The sequence below is a fragment of the Accumulibacter sp. genome, assembly GCF_029255285.1.
Taxonomy (GTDB): Bacteria; Pseudomonadota; Gammaproteobacteria; order Burkholderiales; family Rhodocyclaceae; genus Accumulibacter.
Window position 1 is genome coordinate 1 of record NZ_JAPUVI010000073.1, and the last position, 26,251, is coordinate 26,251.

Below are 26,251 nucleotides of genomic sequence, written 5' to 3' on the forward strand. Positions count from 1 at the left end.
CACACCCATCTGCGCGCCGCGCCGCGAGCCGGCCGATTCGACCGTTTCGCACGAGCGGTCGAAGACGCGCATGTACGATACCGGTCCGGAGGCGCGCGACTGCGTTCCTTTGACGAGCGCGCCCATCGGGCGGATCGACGAAAAGTCGTAGCCGACGCCGCCGCCGCGACGCATCGTTTCGGCCGCTTCGGCGAGTGCGCTGTAGATGCCCGGTTTGCCGTCGACGATCTCGACGACCGAGTCGCCGATCGGTTGTACGAAGCAGTTGATCAAGGTCGCCGCCAGCGTCGTGCCTGCCGCCGAGTTGATCCGGCCGGCGGGAACGAAACCGTTTTCCTGCGCCCACAGGAAGCGCGCTTCCCAGTCGGCACGCGGCTTCTCGTCCTCGCGCACGGCAAGCGCGCGCGCCACCCGTCGCCGCACATCGTGCACCGACGTCTCGTTGCCCTTGGCGTACTTCTCGACCAATACCTCGCCCGAGATCTCCTGTTCCGCCAGCGGAAGGTTAACGGGCGCTTCGGCGATGGCCGACAGCGGCAACTGGTGTACGAGCTGGTTCATGGGCTGTCCCTCGGGCATGGGTGGTCAACAGGGCGGGGCTGGAATGCCGGCTGTGAACGCCTTTTCCGGCACGCGTACCGGCCAGCGGGCAGACGCCGGGGGCGGGCAAGACCAAGGCTGTTCGCCGGCTCAACAGCCAATAAACTACTACATGTAGTTGTTCAGCGCAACAACATCACTAGATGTAGTTTCCCGACCGGTAACAGCCAGAATGGCGGAAAGACCTTGAAATCACGGCCTTGCATCGCTTTCGCAGCGCACCGCCGGTTGGCGCGGCGCTACGGCAGATCGCGCCAGCGCCAGGCGAGGTGAGCTTCGGACGAAAGCGCCCGCTATCAGTTCACCTTCTCCCGCTTGCGATTGGCGTGCGCGATCAGCGCTGCGATGACGCACGAGGCGATGCGCGTTTCGGCGGTATCGGCGCGGCTCGTCAGGACGACCGGGACGCTGGCGCCGAGAACGATACCGGCACTGAGCGCATTGGCCAGGTACTCGAGCTGCTTGGCGATCATGTTGCCGGACTCGAGGTCGGGAACGACGAGGATGTCGGCCCGCCCGGCCACGGCCGAATCGATACCCTTGGTCTTGGCGGCGACGATCGAGACGGCATTGTCGAAAGCCAGCGGGCCGTCCAGCAGACCGCCCTTGATCTGGCCGCGATCGGCCATCTTGCACAACGCGGCGGCGTCCAGTGTCGACTGTATCTTCGGGTTGACCGTTTCGACCGCCGAGAGAATCGCCACCTTGGGTTCCGGCGTGCCGATGATGTGCGCCAGGTCGATGGCGTTCTGGATGATGTCGACCTTGTCCTGCAGCGTCGGGAGGATGTTGATCGCCGCATCGGTAATCATGATCGGTCGCGGATAGGTCGGTACATCCATCATGAAGACGTGACTGATGCGGCGCGCCGTGCGCAGGCCACCGGCCCGCGAAACGACTTCGGCCATCAGTTCGTCGGTGTGCAGACTGCCCTTCATCAGCGCCTCGACGTCACCGCTGCGGACCAGGGTGACGGCCATCGCCGCGGCTTCGTGACTGTGCTTGACGTTGACGATGCGGTGCGATCCGAGGTCGAACCCGTTCTCTTCGGCAACCGCCCGGATTCTCTGCTCCGGTCCGATCAGGAAGGGGTCGATCAGCTTTGCCTCGGCGGCCAGCAGCGCACCGCGCAGCGACTCTCGGTCGCAGGGGTGAACGACCGCCATGTCGATCGGCGCCAGTCCCTCGGCGCGAGCGACGAGCACTTGCAGGCGGGCGTATTTGTCCGAAATAGTGATTTCCGGCATCACTGTCCGCTTGGTACGGATCTTAGCCGCCGGTGCCAGCACCTCGGCACTGCCGGAGACGACCAGCAGACCTTCCTGATTGAGGCAGGCACAATCAAGAATGATGTGCTGGTTGTGAGCGAACTTCTGCCGGACGGTCACGGTGACGGTGATCGTGTCGCCGATCGTCACGGGCCGCGCAAAGTGCAGGGTGGACTCGATGAGGACGGTTCCCGGACCCGGAAACTGCGTACCGAGAATGGTCGACAACAGCGACGCCGACCACATGCCATGCGCGATGAAATCCCTGAACAGCCCGCTGTGCCTGAAATCGGCGTTGGCCAGCGCGGGATTCATGTCGCCGGACATCAACGCAAACAGCTTGACGTCCTCCGGGCGCAGCGTGCGCAACAGCGAAGACGTGTCGCCGACGTTGATTTCGTCGTAGGGCCGACTTTCGAGATATTCCAGAGAGGTCTCAAAGTGCATGCTGGTTCTCCGAATGGTGCGCCGAAGGAAAGCCAGGGGCGGGTCGAGAAAACGCCCGACACCACGCCTGACTCAGTGGCTCATCCGGTGACCGGCCAACCCCGCTGGCCGACCGTAGGCCACCGCCGGTCGGCAAAGAGGCCGATAGTCTGGCCAGCAACGCCGCCCTGCCCTTATTATGCTGCAACGCACCACGGAATGGTAGGGGCGCGTTGAGCAAAGTTGCTCGGCCGCCGGAACGCCGCACCGGGGCTTTCGCCCTGCTCGCCACGCCAGTTCACCCGCATGGGTGGAAGGTCGCCAAGCGCTTGCAGCGCACGACGAATGGCCCTTTTTAACTCGCCCTTTGACCTGGATCAGCCCGCGTCATGGTCAAGGTACTACACTTCATGCAAGCGTATGGGAAACCGCCATGACCGCAGGAGGCCACCGTGACGGACGAAGGCATTGAAACACGACGGGTCGAGAAGTTGCTGTTGCCGATCCTCGACGGTCATCGACGCGATGCCGGCCGACTGGTGCAGATCCTGCGCCAGGCGCAGGAGGCTCTGGGCTACCTGCCGGCGGCCGCGCTGACGGTCATCGCCCGCGCCGTCGACCTGCCGCGCGCCCGTGTGGAAGGTGTCGCGGGGTTTTATTCCTTCTTTCATCAGAACCCGGTCGGCCACTATCGCGTGCTGTTCTCGGACAACATCACCGACCGCATGCTGGGCAGCGCCGAACTGATAGACCGCCTGTGCAACAAGCTGTGGATAGAGCGCGGCAAGGTCTCAGAGGACGGTCTGGTCAGCGTCGACACCACGTCCTGTACCGGCATGTGCGACCAGGGGCCGGCACTCCTGGTCAACGGGCGCGCCCTGACGCGCCTGTCGGCCGAGCGGGTCGACCGCATCAGCGAGCTGATTCGGGGGCAGGTGCCGCTGGCCGACTGGCCGCCGGACTATTTCGTCGTTGCCGACAACATCCGGCGGCGCGACGCCCTGCTGAACACCCAATGGCCAGCCGGCGAAGCCTTGCAGGCAGCAATCGCGCGCGGTGCCGAAGCGATGTTGTCCGAAATGAAACTCTCCAATCTGCGCGGTCGCGGCGGCGCCGGCTTCACGACGCACATCAAGTGGGAGTCGGCGCGCCGCGCGACCTGCCGCCATGAACCTGCCGCGCGCTATGTGGTTTGCAACGCCGACGAAGGCGAACCGGGAACCTTCAAGGATCGTGTCCTGCTCTCCAACTATGCCGACCTGCTGTTCGACGGCATGAGCGTGGCCGGCATCACGATCGGCGCCCAGCAGGGTCTGGTATACCTGCGCGGCGAGTACGCCTATCTGCTGCCGGCTCTGCGGGCGAACCTGGAACGTCGGCGCCAGAGCGGCCTCCTCGGGCCGGCGCTGTGCGGCCATCCGGATCTGGCTTTCGACATCGACATCCATCTCGGCGCCGGTGCCTACGTCTGCGGCGAGGAGACGGCGCTGCTCGAGTCGCTCGAAGGCAAGCGCGGTGTGCCGCGTGTGCGTCCGCCTTTCCCGGTCAGCGAAGGTTATCTCGGTCAGCCGACTGTCGTGAACAACGTCGAGACGCTGTGCAAGGCGGCGTTGATCGCGGTCCATGGCGGCGCCTGGTTTGCCGGCCTCGGCACCAAGCAGTCGACGGGGAGCAAACTGCTGTCGATCTCGGGCGACGTCGAATCGCCGGGGATTTACGAGTACCCCTTCGGCGTCTCGGTGGCCCAGGTGCTCAACGACTGCGGCGCCGGAAATGCGCAGGCGGTGCAGGTGAGCGGCCCCTCGGGAAACTGCCTGGCGATGCACGAGTTCTCGCGCCACATCGCTTTCGAGGACGTTCCGACGGCGGGCGCCTTCATGGTCTTCGGGGCGCACCGCGACATGTTCGAAGTGGCGCGCAACTTCGCCCATTTCTTCGCTCACGAGAGTTGCGGCTTTTGCACACCATGTCGGGTCGGCACGTCGCTGGTCGCCAACTGCATGGACAAGATCGCCAACGGCCTCGGCTCGCAATACGATATCGGCGAAATTTTCAAGATCCACCGCCTGCTGCACGCCGCCAGTCATTGCGGGCTGGGGCAGGCGGCGTGCAATCCGCTGTTCGATACTCTCAACAAATTCCGACCGGCTTATGAACGACGTCTGCGCTCGCTCGATTTCGAGCCCGCCTTCGACCTCGACCAGGCACTGGCCAGCGCCCGCCAGATGACCGGGCGAGACGACCCGGCGGCGCATTTCGGTCTGGCCGCCCGAGTGACAGGAGTCGAGCCATGAATGACGTCAGCCAGCCGCCCAGCCTCCTGCTCGACGGACTGCCCGTGCCGTTCCGTGACGGGCAGACGATCATGGACGCCGCGATGGCGGCCGAGATCTTCATCCCCCATTTGTGCCATCACCCCGAGTTCAAGCCGCAGGGCAGTTGCAAACTCTGTACGGTGAAGGCCAACGGCCGTTACGTCTCGGCATGCACCATGCCCGCCAGGGACGGCATGGAGGTCGAGAACAACTCGCCGGATCTCAACGACAAGCGGCGAACCATGTTGCAAATGCTGTTCGTCGAGGGCAATCACTTCTGCCCGTCGTGCGAGAAAAGCGGCGACTGCATGCTGCAAGCGCTGGCCTACGAACTCGAAATGCTGTCGCCGCACTTCGAACAGTTCTATCCCGACCGGCCGGTCGACGCTTCGCACCCCGATGTCTTGCTGGATTTCAACCGCTGCATTCTCTGCGAGTTGTGCGTGCGCGCGAGTCGCGATGTCGACGGCAAGAACGTCTTCGCGCTGTCCGGGCGCGGAATCACGAAACACCTGATCGTCAATGCCGAATCCGGTCGCCTGGCCGATACCAACTTCTCGCTCGCCGACCAGGCCGCACACGTCTGTCCGGTCGGCGTGATCCTGGAAAAGCGCCGCGGTTTCGCGGTGCCGATCGGTAGCCGGCGCTACGACGTCGACCCGATCGGCATGCAGGTCGAGCGCTTGGCGACGCGCAGCGCGACCGAAGAGGAGGCCTGAAATGGACACCGCCGTGCCAAGCCGCAAGCTCCGTCTGGCAACGACTTCGCTGGCCGGCTGCTTTGGCTGCCACATGTCCTTCCTCGATATCGACGAACGCCTGCTCGAACTGGTCGAGCGCGTCGACTTCGACCGTTCGCCGCTCACCGACATCAAGACCTGCGGTCCGTGCGACATCGGCCTCATCGAAGGCGGCGTCTGCAATGCCGAGAACATCCACGTGCTGCGCGATTTCCGTCGCCATTGCAAGGTGCTGATCGCGATCGGTGCCTGTGCCGTCAATGGCGGTCTGCCGGCGCAGCGCAACCATCTCGATCTCGGGCTCTGCCTGCAGGAGGTCTATCTTACGGCGCCGGGCAACGTCGGCCGGCAGATTCCCAACGATCCCGAACTGCCGCTGCCGCTCGACAAGGTCCACCCGATCCACGAGGTCGTACGCATCGACTATTTCATTCCCGGTTGCCCGCCGGCGGGCGATGCAATCTGGAAGTTTCTCACCGACCTGCTCGAGGGGCGCACGCCGCGTCTCGGGCATCCGCTGCTGCATTTCGACTGAGACAGACCATGGCCAGCGAGACTTTCGAACTCGAAACCGCCGCCGACGCCGGCACGCTGCGCCGGGTGGCAATCGACCCGGTATCGCGCGTCGAGGGGCACGGCAAAGTGACGCTGCTGCTCGACGAAAACGATCAGGTACGGCAGGTCCGCCTGCACATCGTCGAATTCCGCGGTTTCGAAAAGTTCATCCAGGGCCGGCCCTACTGGGAGGTGCCGGTGATGGTCCAGCGCCTGTGCGGCATCTGCCCCGTTTCCCACCATCTGGCGGCGGCCAAGGCGCTCGACCATGTGGTCGGCGCCGACCGCCTGACGACGAGTGCCGAGCAATTGCGCCGGCTGATGCACTACGGCCAGATTCTGCAATCGCATGCGCTGCATTTCTTCCATCTGTCGTCACCCGATCTGCTTTTCGGTTTCGACAGCGAGGTCGGCCGACGCAATATCGTCGGCGTCGCCGCCGCCCACCCCGAGGTCGCCCGAAAAGGCGTGCTGTTGCGCAAGTTCGGCCAGGAAGTGATTCGCCTGACGGCCGGCAAACGCGTTCACGGCACCGGCGCGATTCCCGGTGGCGTCAACCGCGCGCTCAGCCGCGAGGAGCGCGACGACCTGCTGGCCGACATCTACACGATCATCGGCTGGAGCCGGCAGGCCGTGCAACTCGTGAAGCGACTGCATGCGGCCGACCCGACGCTCTACGATACCTTCGGCACCTTCCGTTCGAACATCCTGTCGCTGGTCGGCGCCAACGGCGCGCTCGATTTTTACGAGGGCCGTCTGCGCGCGCGCGATGCCGACGGCCGGATTATCGTCGACGGCGTACACGTCAAGGACTACGTGAATCTGATCCGCGAGGAAGTCAAACCGTGGAGCTACATGAAGTTTCCCTTCCTCGCCGCACTCGGGCCACGCGACGGCTGGTACAAGGTCGGACCGCTGGCACGCGTGCAGAATTGCGACTCGATTCCTACGCCGCTGGCCGAAGCCGAGCGCCGCGAGTTCATCGACTATGGCCAGGGCAAGCCGATTCACGCGCCGCTGGCGTATCACTGGGCGCGCATGATCGAGATGCTGCACGCCGCCGAGACGATCAAGGATCTGCTGCACGACGACGACTTGTCGGGCAGCGACCTGATGACCAGCGGCAGCCGCAACCGAGAGGGCGTCGGCGCCATCGAAGCGCCGCGCGGCACGCTGATTCACCATTACCGCGTCGGCGACGACGATCTGGTGACGATGTGCAACCTGATCGTGTCGACGACGCACAACAACCAGCCGATGAACGAAGCGATCCGCCGTGTCGCCCGCCGCTACCTGAGTGGCCGCAAGCTGAGTGAAGGCTTGCTCAATCACATCGAAGTCGCGATCCGCTGCTTCGATCCCTGCCTGTCGTGCGCGACGCATGCCCTGGGCAGGATGCCGCTGCAAGTCGAATTGCTCGACGCCAATGACCGACTGATCGAGCGCTTGTACACGGGCTCCTGAAACACCGGGCAGGATCGCCGATGTCACGCGTACCCGCCAGGCCGCACGCACCCGTCGTCATCCTGGCCTGCGGCAACCCGAGTCGGGGCGACGACGCGCTGGGCCCCCTGCTTCTCGAGCAACTGCAGACTTGGCTCGAGGCGGCCGGTCTGGCTGACGACTTCGAGCTGATCGGCGACTTCCAGTTGCAGATCGAGCATGCGCTCGACCTCAGCGGACGGCGGCTGGCACTGTTCATCGATGCCGGGCAGCAGACGCCGGCCCCTTTTGTCTTTCGCCCGGTGGCAGCGGTCGATAGAGCCAGCCCGGGTACGCACGCCCTGCTCCCCGAGTCGGTGCTCGCCGTCCTGCCGCGCATCAGCGGCGAAGCACCGCCTCCAGCCTTCGTGTTGTGCGTGCGCGGCGAGCGCTTCGCCCTCGGGGAAGGGCTGAGCCCCGCGGCGGCGCGCCACGCCGATGCCGCTCTCGAACTACTGAAAGAGTTGGCTCGTGCCGCCTCGGCGGACAACTGGCAAGGCTACGTCAACGGAAGTCGTTGAGCAGTGATCTCGGCGGATAGGCGTCGAGACGGCTCAGTTCGGGCTCTCCGCCCTCGCCGCTCCCCGTGCTAGAATCCAGCACACACCGCAACACCCCTCTGTCGATATCAGCATTCACTCTGCCAAACTCCGTTGAGGACTCTTTTTTCATGTGTCGAGAACCCGCCCGCTGTCTCCGTCAGGGGACCGCCCTGCTGCTTTTTCTGCTTGCCTTTGGCCCCGCCTGGGCCGCCGACGCCGTGCCGGAAGGCCCCTCCCTTTTCGGCATCCCTGTCGACTTCATCCTGTTTGCCCTGACGTTACTGGGTGTTGCCCTGCTCCATCACTACACCTTGCAGGTGGCGCTGACCGGACTGGCAACGATCACTTTCTACAAGCTACTGTTCACCGGATTCAAGTTTGGCACCGGAATCGCCGGACTGTTGATTCACCTCCAGCACGAATGGGTGATGCTCAGTAACCTGCTTGGCCTGCTACTTGGCTTTGCTCTGCTCGCTCGCCATTTCGAGGACAGCCGGGTGCCCGAAGCCCTGCCGCGCTACCTGCCTAACGGCTGGCCGGGTGGCTTTGTCCTGCTGGTCATGATTTTCGTCCTCTCAAGCTTTCTCGACAATATCGCGGCCGCTTTGATCGGCGGCACCATCGCCCGCATCGTCTTTCGCCACCGCCTCCATATTGGCTACCTCGCGGCGATCGTTGCCGCATCCAACGCCGGTGGATCGGGAAGCGTCGTCGGCGACACAACCACGACCATGATGTGGATCGATGGCGTCAGCCCGCTTGATGTCACGCATGCTTACGTAGCCGCGGTAGTGGCACTGGTGCTTTGCGGCATTCCCGCCGCGCTGCAACAGCAACGCCACTCGCCAATCGTCGCACACACCGGCGAAAGCGCCCACATCGACTGGGCGCGGGTTGTCATCGTCGCTTTCATATTGCTCGCCGCAATCGTCACTAACGTCACGGTGAACGTGGTTTTTCCCGAGATCTCCGATCGCTTCCCCTTCCTCGGTGTAGCCGTCTGGGTCGCGCTGCTATTGGCGACGCCACTGCGCAAACCTCAGTGGAACCTGTTACCGGATGCCTTCAAAGGCAGCATTTTCTTGCTCTCGCTGGTGCTGTGCGCGTCGATGATGCCGGTCGAGAAACTGCCCGCGGCGTCCTGGCAAACAGCGATGGGACTCGGCTTCGTGTCAGCGGTATTCGACAACATCCCCTTGACAGCCCTGGCGCTTACCCAGGGCGGTTACGACTGGGGCTTTCTTGCCTATGCCGTCGGCTTCGGCGGATCGATGATCTGGTTCGGCTCCTCGGCCGGAGTCGCGCTGGCAAACATGTTTCCGGAGGCCAAGTCCGCCGGCCGCTGGCTGTTGCACGGTTGGCACGTTACCCTAGGCTACGTAGTCGGTTTCTTTGCCCTGCTTGTCGTGCTCGGCTGGCAGCCTCATGCCAAGCATAAAGCTGAGGTGATCGATCCGACCGGGCCAGCGCGGCTCGCCGCCAGCCACACGACTTCGGGGCCTCTGCCGCGCCTCACGGCGCGATCGGTCGCAGCCGACTGACCGTCAAATCACCTTGTGGGAGATCCGCCAATGCTCAAGGCACTCATTCCATTCGACGGTTCCGATAATGCGCTGCGCGCCGTCGATCATCTCATACATCTCGTGCGGAACCGTGAGCCGATGACGGTCCACCTGCTGAACGTGCGTGAACCGATCGACGCGTGGGAAGTCCGACGTGTATTGACAGCCGACGAAATCACGGCGTTGCAACTCTCCGAAGGCGATGACATTCTACAGCCCGCCAGGCAGCGCCTCGACGCGGCCGGTGTGCCATATGTCGCCGAAGTGCTGATCGGAGATGTCGGCCCGACCATAGCAAGGCATGCCGAGGAGAGTGGCTGCGACAAGATCATCATGGGGAGTCGCGGCGTATCAGCGATCGCCGGGCTGTTGCTCGGTTCGGTGACGACGAAAGTGATCCACTTCGCGCAGGTGCCGGTGACGGTGGTCAAGTGAGGCCGCGTGGTGTTGCGGACACGATCGCCGTAACTCTCGTAATCGCGTCGGCGCACCCGCCGACCGCATCGAAGACCGGACGGCAATTCGCCCTGACGACCAGGCCACGCCAGGCCATTACTTGATCAGCATGACCGGCAGACCGGTCAGTCTAAGGACCTGCGTGCTGACCGAGCCCATTAGGACTCCAGCAACCAGCCCTTGGCCACGGGTGCCCATGACAATACCGTCACATCCCTGTTCTGTGGCGACGCTGACGATCGTTTCGGCTGCCTGACCGATCGCCACAAGAGGCGTGAAGCGCACCCCGGCAGCCTTTAGCACGCCACATTCCGGCCGCAGGACATCGCCGCCCCGGCTAACCTCCATGGCTTCTATTTCTTCCGGCCTCAGCACGCGGCGGACGCTCCACTCGTCGACTTCGGGCTGAACGTTAAGCAGAACGGCCTCGAACGACGGGTCGCGACCGGCCAACGCCACGACATGCCGAACCGCGCGGTGCGCTGGAGCAGAGCCATCTACGGGGACGAGCACTTTGCGCAAGGCGGACTCCTCCAGTGGAGGGAAATATACAGGGTAAAAGGGCCACATCGGAAAAGCGCGGCAGGCACCGGGCATCCTGCGAAAATCCTCGACGGAGCGAGCCATCCTTGCCTCAGCCGAGAATGTTATCATGAGGAATCAACCGAAAGAAGGGCGCAGCAATGAAGCCACAAGTACGTGACCAACCGCTTGTCCGGTCAGTGACAAGCCTTGCGCTGTGGTCGATTGCTCCGCTGGCCTGCGCCGTAGACGAGTTGGAACCATCTGGCATCCCTTTGGACTTCGTCCTGTTCGCGGCGACGCTGCTTGGCGTTGCCATTTTTCATCGTCACGTACTCAAGGTGGCACTGACCGGGTTGGCGGTGATCGCCCTGTACAAAATCGCCTATACGGGCTTCAAGACCGGTGACGGTGTTGCCGGTTTCGCGACACACATGACGCACGAGTGGGTTCTGCTGGTCAATCTGCTCGCCCTCTTGGTCGGTTTCGCCTTGTTGGCGCGGCATTTCGAGGAAAGTGGGATCCCGGAGCTGCTGCCCAGTTTGCTGCCGGCAAGCTGGTTGGGACCTTTCGTCCTGCTCGGAATCATCTTCCTTCTCTCCGGCTTCCTAGACAACATTGCGGCGGCGCTGATCGGCGGCACGGTTGCCGCCAGCGTTTTCCAGCGCCGCTTGCATATGGGCTACCTGGCGGCAATCGTCGCTGCTTCGAACGCTGGCGGCGCGGGTAGCGTGGTGGGTGACACGACGACCACGATGATGTGGATCGCCGGAGTAAGTCCGTTCGATGTCCTGCCCGCCTTCGTTGCGTCCGGAGTGGCTCTCGTCGTGTTCGGTGTCCCGGCCTCGTTGCAACAGCATTCTCACCAACCGATGGTGCGCCAATCGCAGACCTCCGGTCATGTCGACTGGGTACGGCTCGGCATCGTCGGTTTCATGTTGGTGGCGGCGATCGTCACCAACGTCACGGTCAATGTCCGCTTCCCCGCCGCTGCCGATCACTTCCCGTTTCTCGGTGCCGCTGTGTGGGTGGCCCTACTGCTCACGGTACCGCTGCGCAGACCAGAGTGGAGCTTGGTTCCAGACGCCTTTAAGGGATCCATCTTTCTCCTCGCTCTGGTAGTCTGCGCATCGATGATGCCGGTCGAGAGCCTGCCTGCCCCTTCCTGGCGGACCGCGCTTGGCCTGGGTTTCGTGTCAGCCGTGTTCGACAACATCCCGCTGACCGCTCTGGCCTTGAAGCAGGGTGGCTACGACTGGGGATTTCTTGCCTTCGCCGTAGGTTTCGGAGGTTCCATGATGTGGTTCGGCTCGTCGGCGGGCGTAGCGCTGGCGAACCTGTTTCCCGCTGCAAAGTCGGCCGGTCAATGGCTACGCCAAGGCTGGCATGTGCCCGTCGGCTACCTAGCTGGATTCTTCGCGCTATTGCTGCTCGTCGGCTGGCATCCCAACGACCCGTACCAGCCACTTCCCGGAGCATCGTCAGGAGCAACGGCCAAGCGCTGACGAACATTCGCGCTCGCGCCACTGGAGGGCGGACGGGTAGTTATGTCACGCGTTTGAAAAATCCGCGAACGATCCGGCCGCGCTTACCAGCGTATCTGCACTTCCTGGATCACCTGCGGTGTCGCGCGCTGGATCGTAAACCTGATGCCCTCCACTTCGATCGTTACTCCGGCGTTGGGGATCTCGCGGGCATACTCAAGCAGGAAACCGGACAGCGTATCGTAATGGCCCTTGCCCGGCAACCTCAGCCCAAGCTTTTCGATCAGCATCGCGGGATCGGCGCGGGCACTCACCAGATAATCGCGATGGCCGAGCTTCTTCAGCCACTCGGCCGGCTTCTCCTGGCGATCGTATTCGTCCTGGATATCCTCAACCACATCCTCGATGATGTCCTCGATGGTAACGATTCCCTCGGCGCCGCCAAATTCGTCCATCACCACGGCCATCGCATCGCCGTCCTTGCGCAGTTCGACGAGCATCGACTCGGCGCTCTTGCTAGCCGGTACGTAGCGCGTCGGGTTGACGAAAGGCGCGAGCGGCAAGCGCTCGTCGACACCAAGCAGGTCCATCGTATTTAGCACACCAACCACTCGGTCTATACGACCATCGTAGACCGGAAGGCGAACATGCGAGCACTGAACAGCCAGACGTACCGCATCGCCGACTGTGCTGCTTTTATCGATGGCACTGACGTCTATCAGCGGAACCATCACGTTATAAACGGTAGTTTCGGAGAAGTTAAACATGCGCCGAATCATCGTTTTCTCGATGGGCTGGATATCGCCGCCTTCGTGCGGCGGCATCTGTACCATACTCTGAATCTGCTCGCGCAAGGTGAAGGGATTGTGTTCGTCGCGACTCCCGGCGAGACGCGAGAGAAATTTCGACAACGCCACAAAACCAATCAAGATCGGCCAAAAAACGATCGAAAAAAAGCGCAGAACGTAGATCACGTAGGGCGTGATGGCGTCGGCGCGCTGCTGGAAGATGCTTTTCGGAACGATCTCGCCGAAAACCCAGATCAACGGCGCGACCAAGAACACCGCCAGCCAACTGCCGGCCTCACCGAACAACGAGATCATCAACGCGGTGGCGATGGTTGAGTTCGCAACGACCGCGATATTGGTTCCGACTAGCGTCGTAGACAACAACCATTCCGGCCGTTTCTCGAGCATTTCAAGCGCTAGGCGGGCGCCGCGCGAGCCCTTGGCGGCATCGTGACGCAATTTCATGCGGTCGGCGCTGACCACGCCAAGCTCGGATCCAGAAAAGAATCCTTCGGCAAGCAGGCAGACGACCATGAGCAAGGCAGTAATCCAGATATCAGACACTCGAAGGCCCTCCGCTTCTGGTTGGCGTCGCTTCGCTTTCCGCAACGGAGGCGGCGAGATCGCTCTCGATGCCGGAAGGCGCGCTTTTGTCGGTAGATGTGCGAGCGGTCCCGCTATCGCTTTCGGTCGGCAACGGTAGGCGCTCTACAACGACACGCGTAATGCGGTTGTGCTCGATCCCGTCGACCGTAAACCTCAAGCCACAAAGAATGGTCTCCGCCCCGGTGGCCGGCAGTTCACCGAAGGCTTCGAGCAATGCTCCGGCAAGCGTCTCGACATCTTCGCTTCCCACGTCAACTTGGTAAGCCCGGTTGAAGTCTTCGAGCGAAAGGCTGGTGTCGATCAGGCGCCGGCCGTCGGCGAGTTCGCTGACCAGATGACGGCTAGCGGCCTCACCGTCAGATGGGCTGGCGATCTCGCCGAAAACGCACTCGAGCAAGTCTTCCATGGTTACGAGGCCGGTAACGCCGCCGTATTCGTCAACCACCAGCGCGAAAGACAGCTTGCGCTGGCGAAAATTGTGAAAAAGCTCTACCGCCGGCTTAGACTCGGGAAAGAAGCTCGGCTGCCGTAGGAGCTTGCGGAAACCCTGCGGATCGCGCTCGAGCCTGGCCAGGTCTACACCGAGCAGGTCGCGCGCGTGCAAAATGCCAAGGATGGTGTCGCGGTGCCCCTTGAATACCGGATAACGCGACTGACGGCTCAGCCTGATCTGGGCAATCAGATCAGCTACCGGTAGGTCCGCGGATAGGAAGTGGATATCCGATCGCGGTCGCATGATGTCGCGCAGCGATTTGTTGCCGAACTCGAAGATCTTTTCGATGTAGTGGGCTTCCTGACTGTCGAGCGCACCTTCGCCCACGGCATCCTGGACTAGCGTGCGAATCATGTCCTCGGTGACCAGATTGCCCTGTGAGCGTTGCTTGCCGACGATCAGAGTGATGAACAGGTCCGCGATGCGCCTGATCACTTCGCGCAGCGGAGTGATCAGGCGGGCAAAAAGGTCGATTGGGCGGCACTCGGCATTCGCAAACGCGACGTTGTTGCGTATCGCTAGTACCTTTGGCGTAATCTCGCCGAACAGCAGCAGGATCGGCACCATCACCAGCAGATTGATCATCTCGTTCTCGGCGCCAAAAAGATGAATCACCATCGCCGCCGAAATCACTGAAGCCGAAACATTGACAAACTCGTTGCCGATCAGAATGGTGACGATGAGCCGCCTGGGCTCGCCGCGCAGACGTTCGATCAACTCGATACGCGGATTCTTGGCGGCGCGCATCTGTTCAAGTTGGAATGCACTCAGCGAGAACAATGAGGTTTCGGTGCTCGAAAAGAATCCTGAGCAGCCGAGCAGGACGACAAAAACGATCAGCTCGATCCAGAGCGCAGCATCCATGGATTACCCTCACATCAGCTTGGTGGTCACAACGTTGCCGGCGCCGGGCCTCAAACGTTGCCGCAACGACTGGCTCGGCAGGGGCAGGTCATACAGCTGTCCGAGCACCACGCCCCCGCACCCCTCGCTAGCCTTGAAACACTCGCAGACGAGCGGGCTATTATGTGTCAATTTAATGTCATGATCAAATACACCGAATAGCGCCAATGAGCGTTTGTCTGCCCAAATACATCGGAGCCAGGCGCTGGCTTCACCAATAGGCGGCACCGAACGCTCCGTGAGTTGCCGCTTCCAGCCCGTGATCCGATTCTGCTGAAAGCCGTACTGCTTCGCGAGCGCCGGCAGCGTTTTGTCGCTCTCCAGCGGCGCCAGTACCGCTGGCGCCTGGAATGCCGGCGCGTGGTTCGGCCTCGTCTTTTTGACGTGTCCTAGCCACTGTTGTCGCCGCGGCCGCTTCCGCCGCCGTTCGTCGGGACAAGGCCTACCACTCACCTACCACCTGTCCGGGCTTCCTGTACTCGCTCTGCCGGCACCGAAGCAATGAGTTTCACGACAAAAGATTTCGTTCCGTAATGCGGGAAGAAATCCGCAAGCGCCTGTTTTGTCTGTACAAAAAATATATCTTATGTCTTATATAAGACTATTGCCGGCAAGGGCAAAGGCCTTTATACTTTCATCCATTGGTTGCCCCGAGTCGTCGTCTGTCCCGCTTGTCTCGACTCGCCGGCACTACCATAGTCCCGTCACCCTCACTACTCCTGGAGAGATAAGTCATGAGCACGAGAGAGCAGCAGATCGCCGAACTGGAAAAGGACTGGGCCGAAAACCCACGTTGGAAGGGCATCAAGCGTGGCTACTCCGCCGCCGATGTCGTCCGCCTGCGCGGTTCCTTTCCGATCGAATACACGGTCGCCCGTCGCGGCGCCGAAAAGCTGTGGAATCTGGTCAACAACGAAGCCTACGTCAACTGCCTCGGCGCCCTGACCGGTGGCCAAGCCATGCAGCAGGTCAAGGCGGGAGTGAAGGCGATCTATCTGTCGGGCTGGCAGGTCGCGGCCGACAACAATTCCTATGCCGCGATGTACCCCGACCAGTCGCTGTATCCGGTGGACTCCGTACCGAAGGTCGTCGAGCGGATCAACAACTCTTTCCGCCGGGCCGACGAAATCCAGCACTCGAAGGACGTCAACCCTGGCGACAAAGGCTACGTCGACTACTTTGCGCCGATCGTCGCCGATGCCGAAGCTGGTTTCGGTGGTGTGCTGAACGCCTTCGAACTGATGAAGGCCATGATTCGCGCCGGCGCTGCCGGCGTCCACTGGGAGGACCAGCTTGCCTCGGTGAAGAAATGCGGTCACATGGGGGGCAAGGTTCTGGTGCCGACGCAGGAAGCGGTTCAGAAACTGATCGCGGCTCGTTTCGCCGCCGACGTCTGCGGGGTGCCGACGCTGGTCATCGCGCGCACCGATGCCGAAGCCGCCGACCTGCTGACTTCCGATTGCGATGCCAACGACACGCCTTTCGTCACTGGCGAGCGCACCTCGGAAGGCTTCTACAAAACCAGAAAGGGCCTCGAACAGGCGATCTCGCGTGCGGTTGCCTACGCCGAGTATGCCGATCTGGTGTGGTGCGAAACCGGCACGCCGGATCTCGAATTTGCCCGCAAGTTTGCCGAAGCGGTACGCGCCAAACACCCGGGCAAGCTGCTCGCCTACAACTGTTCGCCGTCGTTCAACTGGAAGAAGAATCTCGACGACGCGACGATCGCCAAGTTCCAGAAGGAGCTGGGTGCGATGGGCTACAAGTACCAGTTCATCACTTTGGCCGGCATCCACAACATGTGGTACCACATGTTCGATCTGGCGCAAGACTACGTCGCCCGCGGCATGACCGCTTACGTCGAGAAGGTGCAGGAGCCGGAATTCGCCGCGCGTGAGCGCGGTTACACCTTCGTCTCGCATCAGCAGGAAGTCGGTACGGGCTACTTCGACGAGGTGACGACCGTCATTCAGGGCGGCAGTTCTTCGGTCACCGCGCTGACCGGTTCGACGGAAGAGGAGCAGTTCCACTAAGCCGGGCGAGATTCCCTGCGAGCCGCGCCTGGGCGCGGCTTTTTTTTTGCTCGTCGCGACACAGCCGGACGACGGACGACAGATCATTTCCGGCTATCCTTGGCTACCCTCCACTCACCGGGAGAATCCGCCCATGCGCCGTCGCTATCCTTTGCACTTGCACATCTCGACGCTCTTCCTGGTGTTGATTCTCCTGGTCTGCGGACTCCTCGGCGGAATTGGCTACCGGCTCAGCAGCGACCTGCTGGAAGCGTCGGCAAGCGACCTGACGAAACGGATCAGCCGTGAAGCGCTGATCGAAATGCAACGCCTCATCGAGCCGGCCGAAATGGCGACGCGTCTTTTAAGCTTGCAGCAGGTCGGCAGAGCCAAGTCGCTCGATGAACGCCTGCACAGCCTGGAGTTCCTGCGCCGGGCACTGGACAGTTCGTCGGCCCTCTCGTCGCTCTATGTCGGTTACGACAATGGCGACTTCTTTCTCGTCGGACGTGTCGGCCACGGTAGCGCCAACGAAGCGGCGCGCGTTCCCGCCGGCACGAGCTACGTCGTACAGAGTATCGAACAAACCCCCGGCGGACCGCGCGGCCGCTTCATCTATTTCGACGCCACCTTGAAGATGCTGCGCGAGGACCAGCGGCCCGACTACGCCGCCGCCTACGATCCCCGCCAGCGACCGTGGTACAGCCAGGGCCTGGCGTCCGCGACCCAGATCAAGACGCCACCCTACCTCTTCTTTTCCAGCGGCCGGGTAGGCACGACGCTGGCGGGTCGAAGCGTCGATGGACGCAGCGTCGTCGGCGCCGACATTCTTCTCGACACCATCGGACAGACCCTGGCCAGACAGAAGGCGACGCCGGGCAGCCAGTTGGTGCTGGTCAATGCGCAGGGCTACGCACTGGCCTACGAAGAGCCATCGCGCTTGCTACGGGCAGCGACCGGGAATGAGGACACACCGTCGCTGGCGAGAATCGACCAACTGGGAGTTCCGGCCCTCGCACCGCTCCTGGCGACCGTCCGCAACATGGGGGGCGAGGACAGCCAGGCGCGGCGCGTAGACGTAGCGGGCAGCCCTTGGCGGGCTTCCGTCAACACGCTGGTCCTCGAAGGCGTACCGCCTCTCTACCTCGTGACAGTTATTCCCGAGGACGAGTTGATGGCGGGTGCGCTGAAGCTGAGGCGGCATTCCTTGTTCGCCACGCTGCTCGTCCTGCTATTTTCCATCCCCGTCACCTGGTTGTTGGCGCGCAGCATTTCGCGCTCGCTCGGTACTTTGGCCAACGAGGCCGAAGCCATACGCCACTTCGAGTTTTCGCAGCCGATCGAGCTGCAGTCTTCGATCAAGGAGGTCAGCCAACTCGCGCGAACGATGGACGGGATGAAACGCACCATTCGCCGCTTTCTCGACATCAGTCATGCGGTCGCCGCCGAGCAAAGCTTCGACCGCCTGTTGCCGCGCCTGCTGGCCGATACGCTTTCGGCCGCGGACGCCGACGCGGGGATTCTCTACCTCGCGGAGGGAGCGCAACTCAAGCCGGCGGCGGCGCTCACCAGTGACGGTTCCGCACTGAGCGAGCCACTGCCGTCAATCCAGCTTGCCGATGCCGGTCCCTTGCTCGCTGCGGCGCTCGCCGATGGCCAGGCACGTGCCGACCAACTGCAAGTGGAAGATCGCCGCCGGCTGGGCTTGACGACGGCCGGGTGGACAGCGCGCCGTCACGCCATTGCCGTACCGCTCCTCAACCGAAAGACCGAGCTGGCTGGCGCGATGATCCTGTTGCGCACCTCCGCCACCGACAGCAGCCATCTCAGTTTCGTGCAAGCGCTTTCGGGATCGGCGGCGGTATCGCTCGAAAGCAAGGAGCTGATCAAGGCGCAGAAGGATCTGTTCGAAGCCTTCATCCAGTTGATCGCCGCCGCGATCGACGCCAAGAGCCCCTACACCGGCGGCCACTGCGCGCGCGTTCCCGAACTGACCAAGATGCTCGCGCGCGCCGCCTCTGCGGCTGACAGCGGCCCTTACCGGGACTTCCAGTTGAGCGAGGACGACTGGGAAGCGGTGCACGTCGCCGCCTGGCTGCATGATTGCGGCAAAGTGACGACGCCGGAATATGTGGTCGACAAGGCGACCAAGCTCGAGACCCTGCATGATCGCATTCACGAGGTGCGCATGCGCTTCGAAGTGCTCAAGCGCGACGCGCAAATCGACTGCCTGCAGGCGATCGCGAAGGGCGAAGATGAAGCCGCGGCGCGCCGTCGGCTGCATGCCGAGTGGCAACGCATCGACGACGACTTCGTCTTCGTCGCCACCTGCAACGAGGGCGGCGAGTCCATGGCGGCCGAGAGCGTCGCCCGCCTGCGGTCGATTGCCGGGCGCACCTGGCTGCGCACGCTCGACGACCGTATCGGCATCTCGCAGGAAGAAAGGCAGCGCAAGGCCGGCACCCCGCCGGTGCCGCTGCCGGCGGTCGAGCCCTTGCTCGCCGACAAGCCCGAGCACCTCATCGCCAGGCGACCGCAGGACGCGTTGCCGGCCGACAACCCGTGGGGATTCCGCATGCCCGTTCCGACGCTGCTTTACAACCGGGGCGAGATCTACAACCTGGCCATCGGGCGCGGCACGTTGTCGGAGGAAGAGCGCTACAAGATCAACGAGCACATCGTGCAGACCCTGATGATGTTGTCGCAACTCCCCTTTCCCCGGCATCTGCGACAGGTGCCCGAAATTGCTGGCGGACACCACGAAAAAATGGACGGCAGCGGCTACCCGCGCCGTCTCAAGCGCGAGCAAATGAGCCCGCTGGCGCGGATGATGGCCATCGCCGACATCTTCGAAGCGCTGACCGCGATCGACCGCCCGTACAAGCGGGGCAAGACGCTGTCCGAGGCGATCGGCATCATGGCTCGCCTGCAGGCCGAGCAGCACATCGATGCCGATCTTTTCGCCCTCTTCCTGCGTTCCGGCGTTCATCTCGACTACGCCAGACGATTCCTGCGCCCCGAGCAGATCGATAGTGTGGATGTCGATCGCCTCCTCGGCGGGAGCGACAGCGCGAGTACCGCCGTCTGACCGCCTGCCGCCACGCGCGTCGGACTTGCGCTGTCAGTTTTTTTTACAGCCGCTGCCCCAGTGTCGCCCTCAATCCGATAAGCAAGACATCAACAGACTGATTAAATAAACAAAACTTATTATTCGGCATAGTCCTTGCTTATTCCTGCCTAGGTCGCTCGTCCTGGGACGGGCACCACCGTCAACGATTGCCGCTGCTGGGTACGACTTCGGTCGGCCGTTGGCACCCTCCAGGTGACGGCCGGCGGGCTTCCTGCCTAGCGGTGCTCGGCGCTTCGTCTGGCAGGACGCGGCTTTCCCGTGGTTCGGGGAGTCCGCGCGACGCCTTCTGCCGGCGCACTGCGGCGACCGGCGCAGGCCGAAAACGGCACGCCAAGGGGCGGCTTTACAGGGATCCCGGGAAAACGTCACTTATCAGCAACGAGAAATCCTCAACAATCTTATTTATTTATTCATTTTTCTGATGGGCACGCTCTTTCCTTACAGCTTGCGAGTTCGGATCTTGCCGGACCCGGCCGCCGACCGCCGGCTTTCCCGACACGGCCCCGGAGTAGCGCCTTCCGATCACCCAGAATCCTGCCGAGGCCGGCCTTCGCGCTTCTTCGCCGCACTGAGCCGAACTTCCCGGCCCGGGCTAACCAATTGCTTCCCCTACCCTCGGTAAGAGCCCATGGACACCAAGGTTTGCGTCAAGTGCAAGCAGCAGAAGTCCGTCTTGGAGTTTCACAAGAACTCCCGGAGCTCAGACGGCCTGCATTCCTACTGCAAAGAATGCAACAGGGCTCAGGCGCTGGCACACATCCGCGCCGAGAAGACCCGAAAGGCTCTGCTCAGAGCGGCGAAAAAGGCCACCGCCCTCGCTGGCGAGTAATGGGCGTGCTGTTGCGCCGAGTGCTGGCATCGTGCCGCGATTTCACCATCAATCGCTGGTCGTCCCGCCGATTTCCCAATACTGCGCGTCACCGAAAGTCGTCTTGAGCTGGTCGATGAACAAGCGGACGCGCAGCGGAAGGTGTCGTCGTTGCGGGAAAACGGCATGAATTCCCACTGGCGGAGTCGCGTATTCGTCAAGCAAGGAAACCAGCCGGCCACGGCGCAGGTCGTCACCCACTTCCCACATCGACCGCCAGGCCAACCCCTTGCCGGCGAGGGCCCATTCGTGCAGGACCGCGCCGTCGTTGCATTCGAAGGTTCCCGCCACCTTGCGGTTGACGGCTTCGCCGGTCGGTGTTTCACGCAAGGTCCAGCCACGCTGCTGGTCCAGCGAAAGGCAGTTGTGATCTGACAATTCGTCCGGCGTGCGCGGTGTCCCGTGGCGCGCCAGATAGGCCGGGCTGGCGACCACCACGCGGCGCATTTCGCCGAGTTTGCTGCTTGCCAGACTCGAATCGGCCATTTCGCCGATGCGCACCGCGCAGTCGACTCCCTCATTGACGAGATCGACCAGGCGATCGGTCAGGTCCAGCCGTACCGTCACGTCCGGATTGGCCGACATGAATACCGCCACCTGCGGCGCCACGTGGCGGCGGCCGAATCCGGCGGGGGCCGATACCTTGAGGTGTCCGCTGGCGCGAATGCTGCCCAGCGAAACCGCCGCCTCGGCATTGGCCAGATCATTCAACACGCGCTGGCAGTCTTCCAGGAAGGCTTGCCCTTCCGAGGTCAGTGACAATCGGCGCGTGCTGCGCCTGAGCAGCTTGACGCCGAGGCGTGCCTCGAGCGCGTCGAGCCGGCGCCCGATCACCGCCGGAGTAACGGTTGCCGCTCTGGCGGCGGCCGAGAGGCTGCCGCGCGTCGCCGAATCGACGAAAGCCTGGATCTGCTTGATCTGGTCCATATCGCTATTCGATACCTGAAGTAAAAAATAATTTGATTATTATCGATCTTATCTTTAAATGTTGCGTCTAATACAATCGAATCATCGCCTCAACACCCATCGACAGGAGTTCAAAGCATGAGCCTCAATCTGCCCGCCGGAATGCAAATCAACGCTCCGATCCAACCCGCTTACGAAACCATTCTCACGGCCGACGCGCTGGCTCTGGTGGCGAAACTGCACCGCGCCTTCGAGGGCCGACGCCAGGAACTGCTGCGCGCCCGGGTGGCGCGCCAGTTGCGCATCGACGCTGGCGAGATGCCGGACTTTCTGCCTGAGACGAAGCACATTCGCGACGGTGATTGGAAGATCGCGCCGCTGCCCACGGCACTCGAGCGCCGTCGGACGGAGATCACCGGCCCCGTCGAAGCCAAGATGATCATCAATGCCTACAACTCGGGCGCCGATTCCTACATGACGGACTTCGAGGATTCAAACAGCCCGAAATGGGACAACCAGATCCAGGGACAGGTGAACCTCTACCAGGCGATCCGTCGTCAGCTCTCGTTCGTCAACGAAGCCGGCAAGGAATACCGGCTCAACGACAGGGTGGCCACCTTGCAGATCCGTCCGCGCGGCTGGCACCTCGACGAAAAGCACGTGACCGTCGACGGGCAACGAGTGTCGGGCGGCATCTTCGATTTCGCGCTGGTCTTTTTTCACAATGCCAAGGAGCAGATCGCGCGCGGTGCCGGCCCGTTCTACTACCTGCCGAAAATGGAATCGCATCTCGAAGCGCGTTTGTGGAACGACATCTTCATCATGGCTCAGGATCACATCGGTCTGCCGCGCGGAACGATCAAGGCGACCGTGCTGATCGAGACCATTCTGGCGACTTTCGAGATGGAAGAAATCCTCTACGAGCTGCGCGAACACTCCGCCGGCCTCAACGCCGGGCGCTGGGACTACATCTTCTCGTGCATCAAGAAGTTCAAGAAGAACCCGGACTTCTGTCTTGCCAACCGTGGCGCAATCACCATGGAAGTTCCCTTCATGCGCAGCTATGCCCTGCAACTCGTGAAAATATGTCACAAGCGCGGAGCGCCGGCGATGGGCGGTATGAGCGCGCTGATCCCGATCAAGAACGATCCTGAAGCAAACGAGAAAGCGCTGGCCGGCATCCGCCACGACAAGGCGCGCGACGCCAGCGACGGTTTCGACGGTGGCTGGGTCGCTCACCCGGGACTCGTTTCGATCGCCGCCGAAGAGTTTCAGAAGGTTCTGGGCGACCGGCCGAACCAGTGGGAGAAACAGCGCAGCGAGAATTTCGGTGCGGCCGACTTCCTCAACTTCCAGCCGTCGCAGCCGATTACCGAGGCTGGAGTGCGCAACAACATCAATGTCGGCATCCATTACCTGGGCAGTTGGCTGGCTGGCAATGGCTGCGTGCCGATCCACAATCTGATGGAAGACGCCGCGACGGCGGAGATCTCGCGCTCGCAGATCTGGCAGTGGGTGGTCTCGCCGAAAGGGGTGCTCGACGACGGCCGGAAGGTCACCGCCGAAATGGTGCGCGGCATGATCGCCGAGGAACTCGTCAAGGTGACCGCCACCGTCAGCGCCCAGGGCGAAGATACCGCCAGCTACGACCAGGCGGCGGTGATATTCGACAAGATGTCGCTGACGGCGGATTACCCTGAATTCCTGACTCTGCCGTTGTACGAGGCGATGGACTGAAGCCAGTCGGCGGGCCCCCATGCCCGCCGACTTCTGGACGGCTTGATCCGGCCCCGCACCGCCCCGAGGCGAGGCGGGCCGGACAGTGGCACTTTGAGCCCTGCCGATGGAGCTTGCCCGAACTCCACGAGTGCCATGCCACCCATCGGCGCCGTGGTTCGACGGCGGCTGTTCGGGCGGCACGTCTATTGATGATCGAAGCGCTCGCCGATCCGCCGGACAGCGCGCGAGCGGGCCTTCGATCTTCTGTCAACAATCCCTCCGCGCAGCGGCTTCCTCCGACACTGCCACCAATACCTCGACCGTCAGGATTTACCGGACGGCCAGCAAGGTTCTAGCGCCCGATCCCGCCCTCAACGGCAACGCCGACTCCGCGGGCACGCGGCCTAAGCAGCCCGATGAGTAGCACTCTTCCAGTTCTGTGTAACCCAAAGTCGTCGCTCAGGAGAGTATGCTTGCGGATCCCAAACCCGCTGCGCATCGCCGTCGAGTTGCCGACCAACAGCGGGTGGCAATGCGCTGACCATGAGGAGAATCGATGACCAGACAGATCGTTGTTTGCATGGACGGGACGTGGAACGACCCGGTCGAGCAAACCAATGTGTACCGCTTGTTCCAGATGCTTCCCGGCGACGAGCGGCAGGTCGAGGAAAACGGGCCGATCCGTTCGCACCTCGTCAAGAGCAGCGAGGAATTGGCCGCCTTTTATCTCAAGAGTGTCGGCAACGGGGGGCGCACACAAGGACTGCTCGGCGGTACGCAGGGCATCGGCCTGCACGACTGCATGATCGACGCCTATCTGCTGGTTTCGCAGGTGTACCGCCGAGGCGACAAGATCTGGCTGTTCGGTTTTTCGCGCGGCGCCTGGGCGGCGCGCAGCCTGGGCGCTTTCATCGCCCGCTCGGGTCTCATTCCGGCGGTCAATGCCGACGACGACGACGCGGCCGACCAGGCCGAGCAGATCTGGCTGAACTACAAGGAAGACCGTGGCAAGAAGCGCGGCGGACGCTTCTGGCGACACCACGACGAAACACCGATCCGCATGATAGGCGTCTGGGATACCGTCGGAGAATTGGGCGTACCGCTGTTCACCGGTCTGCGCATGGTCGACCGGGATGAACTCCGCTTCCTCAAGTTCAGCGATCGCGAGCTCAGTCCGCGCGTCGAGTACGGCCGGCAGGCGCTGGCCATCGACGAGGAACGCGCCGATTTCACGCCGACGCTGTGGGTCGAGCGCGAGGGGATCAAGCAGGTTTGGTTCGCCGGCGCGCATGCGGATATCGGAGGCGGTTACGAGAATCGGGGCCTCGCAGATGTAGCTCTCGACTGGATGATGCAGGAAGTCAACAGCCTCGACGCCGGGCTGCGGCTGTCGCCCGGCCAACTGAGCCCGGCGCTGCTCCCCGACGCGCTGCAGGACCGCCACGATGAAACCCGTGGCCCGGTCTGGCGGACGCGACCGCACAAGGAGCGCAAAATCCCCGACGATGCCGAACTGCATTCCAGCGTTCTGTACCGCTTGAGCGAGCGGGCCGATTACCGGCCAAAGGCCCTCGAGGAAATGCCGGCCTGCACCGAGTTCTACCAGGAAGACGAGGAGGCTTATCTGATCGAAGAGTTGCAGCAGGAACGTGAGGCCCTGCCGTTCCGCAAGCTGCCCGTCGATGGCTCGACGAGTTTTCCGGCTTACGCTCACAAGTGGTGGAATGCTTCCGGCGTCGAGGTCGACGTCGGCGAACGCTATCGCATCGAAGCCAGCGGCACTTGGATCGACAAGACCGTCCCGGCTGGCGTCGACGGCTACGAATCCAAGGCGTGGCTTCTGCACCTCACGGAAGGCAGCCGCCGCCTGGAAGACCGCCCGTGGTTCTCATTGGTTGCCGCCATCCATCCGCGGCCCGACCTCGAGGCACACAATCCGGATTCGGAGAACCTGCTCACCGGTCTGATCGAGAGCGCCATCAACGGTGTGGCGCGCATCGACGATGAGAGCAGCCTGGTCGCGACTCCGAATGGCTGTGAGATCGAGATCATCGAACCGGGGTTTCTGTACTTTTTTGCCAACGATTCGTCGTTCTCCTATGGCAACAACAGCGGCTTCCTGACCGTCGTAGTCACTCGGCTTCCGTGGTCGGAGCAAGTCGAGCAGAAGCCTTTGCCGAGCCCTCAACCGGTCCCCGGTAGCCTCGACGTGAGACTCTACTTCACCCCCGGAAGCAGCTCGCTGGCACCGCACATCGCCCTGCGTGAAGCAGGTCTCGATTTCGACCTCGTGCGCGTCGATCTCCATCAGCGCCGGCTGGCCGACGGCAGCGACTTCGTCGCCATCAACCCCAAGGGTTACGTGCCGGTACTCGAAATCGACACCGGTGTCTGTCTCACCGAGGTTCCGGCGATCGTGCAGTACATTGCCGATCGCATCCCGGAAAGGGGACTGGCACCGCGACCCTACACCTTCGAGCGCTACCGCTTGCAGGAGTGGCTCGGCTTCATCAGTTCCGAACTGCACAAGGCCTTTGTCCCGCTGTTCAAGCCCGGCACGCCCGAGGAATACAAACGCTGTACCAGGGAAGCACTGGCCGCCCGTCTCGGCTACGTGGCGGCTCGTCTGGAAGGCAACGACTACCTGCTGGGCGATCAGTTCACCGTGGCCGACGCCTACCTGTTCGCCGTTCTCACCTGGTGCAACGCGGTAGAGATCGACCTCGGCGCCTGGCCGGCACTGCTCGCTTTCCAGGAACGTATCGGTCAGCGCCCAAGCGTGTGCGACGCCCTGGCGGCGGAAGGCTGACGAAGCTCGGGGTCGTTTGGAACACCGGCGCTCGGTTCATGACAGTTCGGCGGCCCGCCGCCGCG

The 26,251-nt window shown here is 62.6% G+C and carries 18 protein-coding genes; 12 read left to right on the top strand and 6 right to left on the bottom strand.

Annotated elements, in window-relative coordinates; genetic code table 11:
- Positions 1 to 561, bottom strand: a 561-nt coding sequence (locus Q1M07_RS08685; protein ID WP_366984032.1) for a ribonucleotide reductase N-terminal alpha domain-containing protein, incomplete at its 3' end; no start/stop codon positions are given.
- Between the two features lie 335 nt (positions 562 to 896).
- Positions 897 to 2,315, bottom strand: a complete 1,419-nt coding sequence (locus Q1M07_RS08690; RefSeq protein WP_300453049.1) for a bifunctional enoyl-CoA hydratase/phosphate acetyltransferase — start codon at positions 2,313 to 2,315, stop codon at positions 897 to 899.
- 431 nt (positions 2,316 to 2,746) lie between these two features.
- On the opposite strand from Q1M07_RS08690, the gene Q1M07_RS08695 reads away from it, so the two are divergent.
- The 7 genes from Q1M07_RS08695 (at position 2,747) to Q1M07_RS08725 (ending at position 9,925) form a co-directional block, all read left to right on the top strand.
- Positions 2,747 to 4,588 (top strand): NAD(P)H-dependent oxidoreductase subunit E, encoded by a 1,842-nt coding sequence (locus Q1M07_RS08695; protein ID WP_300453051.1) that lies wholly within the window; start codon positions 2,747 to 2,749, stop codon positions 4,586 to 4,588.
- On the top strand, positions 4,585 to 5,328 hold the full coding sequence (locus Q1M07_RS08700; RefSeq protein WP_300453053.1) for a 2Fe-2S iron-sulfur cluster-binding protein: 744 nt from the start codon (positions 4,585 to 4,587) through the stop codon (positions 5,326 to 5,328). The genes Q1M07_RS08695 and Q1M07_RS08700 overlap by 4 nt, the downstream gene beginning before the upstream one ends.
- Before the next feature lies 1 nt (position 5,329).
- On the top strand, positions 5,330 to 5,884 hold the full coding sequence (locus Q1M07_RS08705; RefSeq protein WP_300453055.1) for an NADP oxidoreductase: 555 nt from the start codon (positions 5,330 to 5,332) through the stop codon (positions 5,882 to 5,884).
- A gap of 8 nt (positions 5,885 to 5,892) precedes the next feature.
- A complete protein-coding gene (locus Q1M07_RS08710) occupies positions 5,893 to 7,368 on the top strand; it encodes a Ni/Fe hydrogenase subunit alpha (RefSeq protein ID WP_300453057.1) in 1,476 nt (491 codons plus the stop codon).
- Positions 7,369 to 7,388: 20 nt separating this feature from the next.
- A complete protein-coding gene (locus Q1M07_RS08715) occupies positions 7,389 to 7,907 on the top strand; it encodes a hydrogenase maturation protease (protein ID WP_300453059.1) in 519 nt (172 codons plus the stop codon).
- A gap of 149 nt (positions 7,908 to 8,056) precedes the next feature.
- A complete protein-coding gene (locus Q1M07_RS08720; RefSeq protein ID WP_300453061.1) occupies positions 8,057 to 9,469 on the top strand; it encodes a citrate transporter in 1,413 nt (470 codons plus the stop codon).
- Between the two features lie 30 nt (positions 9,470 to 9,499).
- The gene (locus Q1M07_RS08725; protein ID WP_300453063.1) at positions 9,500 to 9,925 is read left to right on the top strand and encodes a universal stress protein; all 426 of its coding nucleotides are present in this window, start codon (positions 9,500 to 9,502) and stop codon (positions 9,923 to 9,925) included.
- 117 nt (positions 9,926 to 10,042) lie between these two features.
- Here the strand turns inward: Q1M07_RS08725 and Q1M07_RS08730 are convergent, their stop codons facing one another.
- Positions 10,043 to 10,459, bottom strand: coding sequence for a universal stress protein (locus Q1M07_RS08730; protein WP_300453171.1), 417 nt, complete (start codon positions 10,457 to 10,459; stop codon positions 10,043 to 10,045).
- Positions 10,460 to 10,629: 170 nt separating this feature from the next.
- Between Q1M07_RS08730 and Q1M07_RS08735 the strand changes: the two genes are divergently transcribed.
- Entirely contained in the window at positions 10,630 to 11,973 is a 1,344-nt protein-coding gene (locus Q1M07_RS08735; protein ID WP_300453065.1) for a citrate transporter, read from the top strand.
- Between the two features lie 83 nt (positions 11,974 to 12,056).
- Here Q1M07_RS08735 and Q1M07_RS08740 read toward each other — a convergent pair whose 3' ends face one another.
- A complete protein-coding gene (locus tag Q1M07_RS08740; protein ID WP_300453068.1) occupies positions 12,057 to 13,304 on the bottom strand; it encodes a hemolysin family protein in 1,248 nt (415 codons plus the stop codon).
- Positions 13,297 to 14,703, bottom strand: coding sequence for a hemolysin family protein (locus Q1M07_RS08745; protein ID WP_300453070.1), 1,407 nt, complete (start codon positions 14,701 to 14,703; stop codon positions 13,297 to 13,299). Before Q1M07_RS08745 ends, Q1M07_RS08740 begins: the two co-directional genes overlap by 8 nt.
- A 773-nt stretch (positions 14,704 to 15,476) precedes the next feature.
- Between Q1M07_RS08745 and aceA the strand changes: the two genes are divergently transcribed.
- Positions 15,477 to 16,775 (top strand): isocitrate lyase, encoded by a 1,299-nt coding sequence (aceA, locus tag Q1M07_RS08750; RefSeq protein WP_300453072.1) that lies wholly within the window; start codon positions 15,477 to 15,479, stop codon positions 16,773 to 16,775.
- Positions 16,776 to 16,908: 133 nt separating this feature from the next.
- A complete protein-coding gene (locus Q1M07_RS08755; protein WP_300453074.1) occupies positions 16,909 to 19,842 on the top strand; it encodes an HD domain-containing phosphohydrolase in 2,934 nt (977 codons plus the stop codon).
- 919 nt (positions 19,843 to 20,761) lie between these two features.
- Here Q1M07_RS08755 and Q1M07_RS08760 read toward each other — a convergent pair.
- Positions 20,762 to 21,679 carry a LysR family transcriptional regulator gene (locus Q1M07_RS08760; protein WP_300453076.1) on the bottom strand — a complete coding sequence of 306 codons (918 nt, stop codon included), beginning with the start codon at positions 21,677 to 21,679 and terminating at the stop codon, positions 20,762 to 20,764.
- Between the two features lie 117 nt (positions 21,680 to 21,796).
- On the opposite strand from Q1M07_RS08760, the gene aceB reads away from it, so the two are divergent.
- Positions 21,797 to 23,395, top strand: a complete 1,599-nt coding sequence (aceB, locus tag Q1M07_RS08765; RefSeq protein WP_300453078.1) for a malate synthase A — start codon at positions 21,797 to 21,799, stop codon at positions 23,393 to 23,395.
- 538 nt (positions 23,396 to 23,933) lie between these two features.
- Positions 23,934 to 26,186, top strand: a complete 2,253-nt coding sequence (gene gstA / locus Q1M07_RS18740) for a glutathione transferase GstA (protein ID WP_366984036.1) — start codon at positions 23,934 to 23,936, stop codon at positions 26,184 to 26,186.
- Positions 26,187 to 26,251: the final 65 nt, after the last annotated feature.

What these genes read in the sequence shown, in the direction of transcription:
- Q1M07_RS08690 (WP_300453049.1), bottom strand. Translation starts at nt 2,315, where the DNA reads ATGCACTTTGAGACCTCTCTGGAATATCTCGAAAGTCGGCCCTACGAC.
- Q1M07_RS08700 (WP_300453053.1), top strand. Translation starts at nt 4,585, where the DNA reads ATGAATGACGTCAGCCAGCCGCCCAGCCTCCTGCTCGACGGACTGCCC.
- Q1M07_RS08705 (WP_300453055.1), top strand. Translation starts at nt 5,330, where the DNA reads ATGGACACCGCCGTGCCAAGCCGCAAGCTCCGTCTGGCAACGACTTCG.
- Q1M07_RS08710 (WP_300453057.1), top strand. Translation starts at nt 5,893, where the DNA reads ATGGCCAGCGAGACTTTCGAACTCGAAACCGCCGCCGACGCCGGCACG.
- Q1M07_RS08715 (WP_300453059.1), top strand. Translation starts at nt 7,389, where the DNA reads ATGTCACGCGTACCCGCCAGGCCGCACGCACCCGTCGTCATCCTGGCC.
- Q1M07_RS08720 (WP_300453061.1), top strand. Translation starts at nt 8,057, where the DNA reads ATGTGTCGAGAACCCGCCCGCTGTCTCCGTCAGGGGACCGCCCTGCTG.
- Q1M07_RS08725 (WP_300453063.1), top strand. Translation starts at nt 9,500, where the DNA reads ATGCTCAAGGCACTCATTCCATTCGACGGTTCCGATAATGCGCTGCGC.
- Q1M07_RS08735 (WP_300453065.1), top strand. Translation starts at nt 10,630, where the DNA reads ATGAAGCCACAAGTACGTGACCAACCGCTTGTCCGGTCAGTGACAAGC.
- Q1M07_RS08745 (WP_300453070.1), bottom strand. Translation starts at nt 14,703, where the DNA reads ATGGATGCTGCGCTCTGGATCGAGCTGATCGTTTTTGTCGTCCTGCTC.
- aceA (WP_300453072.1), top strand. Translation starts at nt 15,477, where the DNA reads ATGAGCACGAGAGAGCAGCAGATCGCCGAACTGGAAAAGGACTGGGCC.
- Q1M07_RS08755 (WP_300453074.1), top strand. Translation starts at nt 16,909, where the DNA reads ATGCGCCGTCGCTATCCTTTGCACTTGCACATCTCGACGCTCTTCCTG.
- Q1M07_RS08760 (WP_300453076.1), bottom strand. Translation starts at nt 21,679, where the DNA reads ATGGACCAGATCAAGCAGATCCAGGCTTTCGTCGATTCGGCGACGCGC.
- aceB (WP_300453078.1), top strand. Translation starts at nt 21,797, where the DNA reads ATGAGCCTCAATCTGCCCGCCGGAATGCAAATCAACGCTCCGATCCAA.
- gstA (WP_366984036.1), top strand. Translation starts at nt 23,934, where the DNA reads ATGACCAGACAGATCGTTGTTTGCATGGACGGGACGTGGAACGACCCG.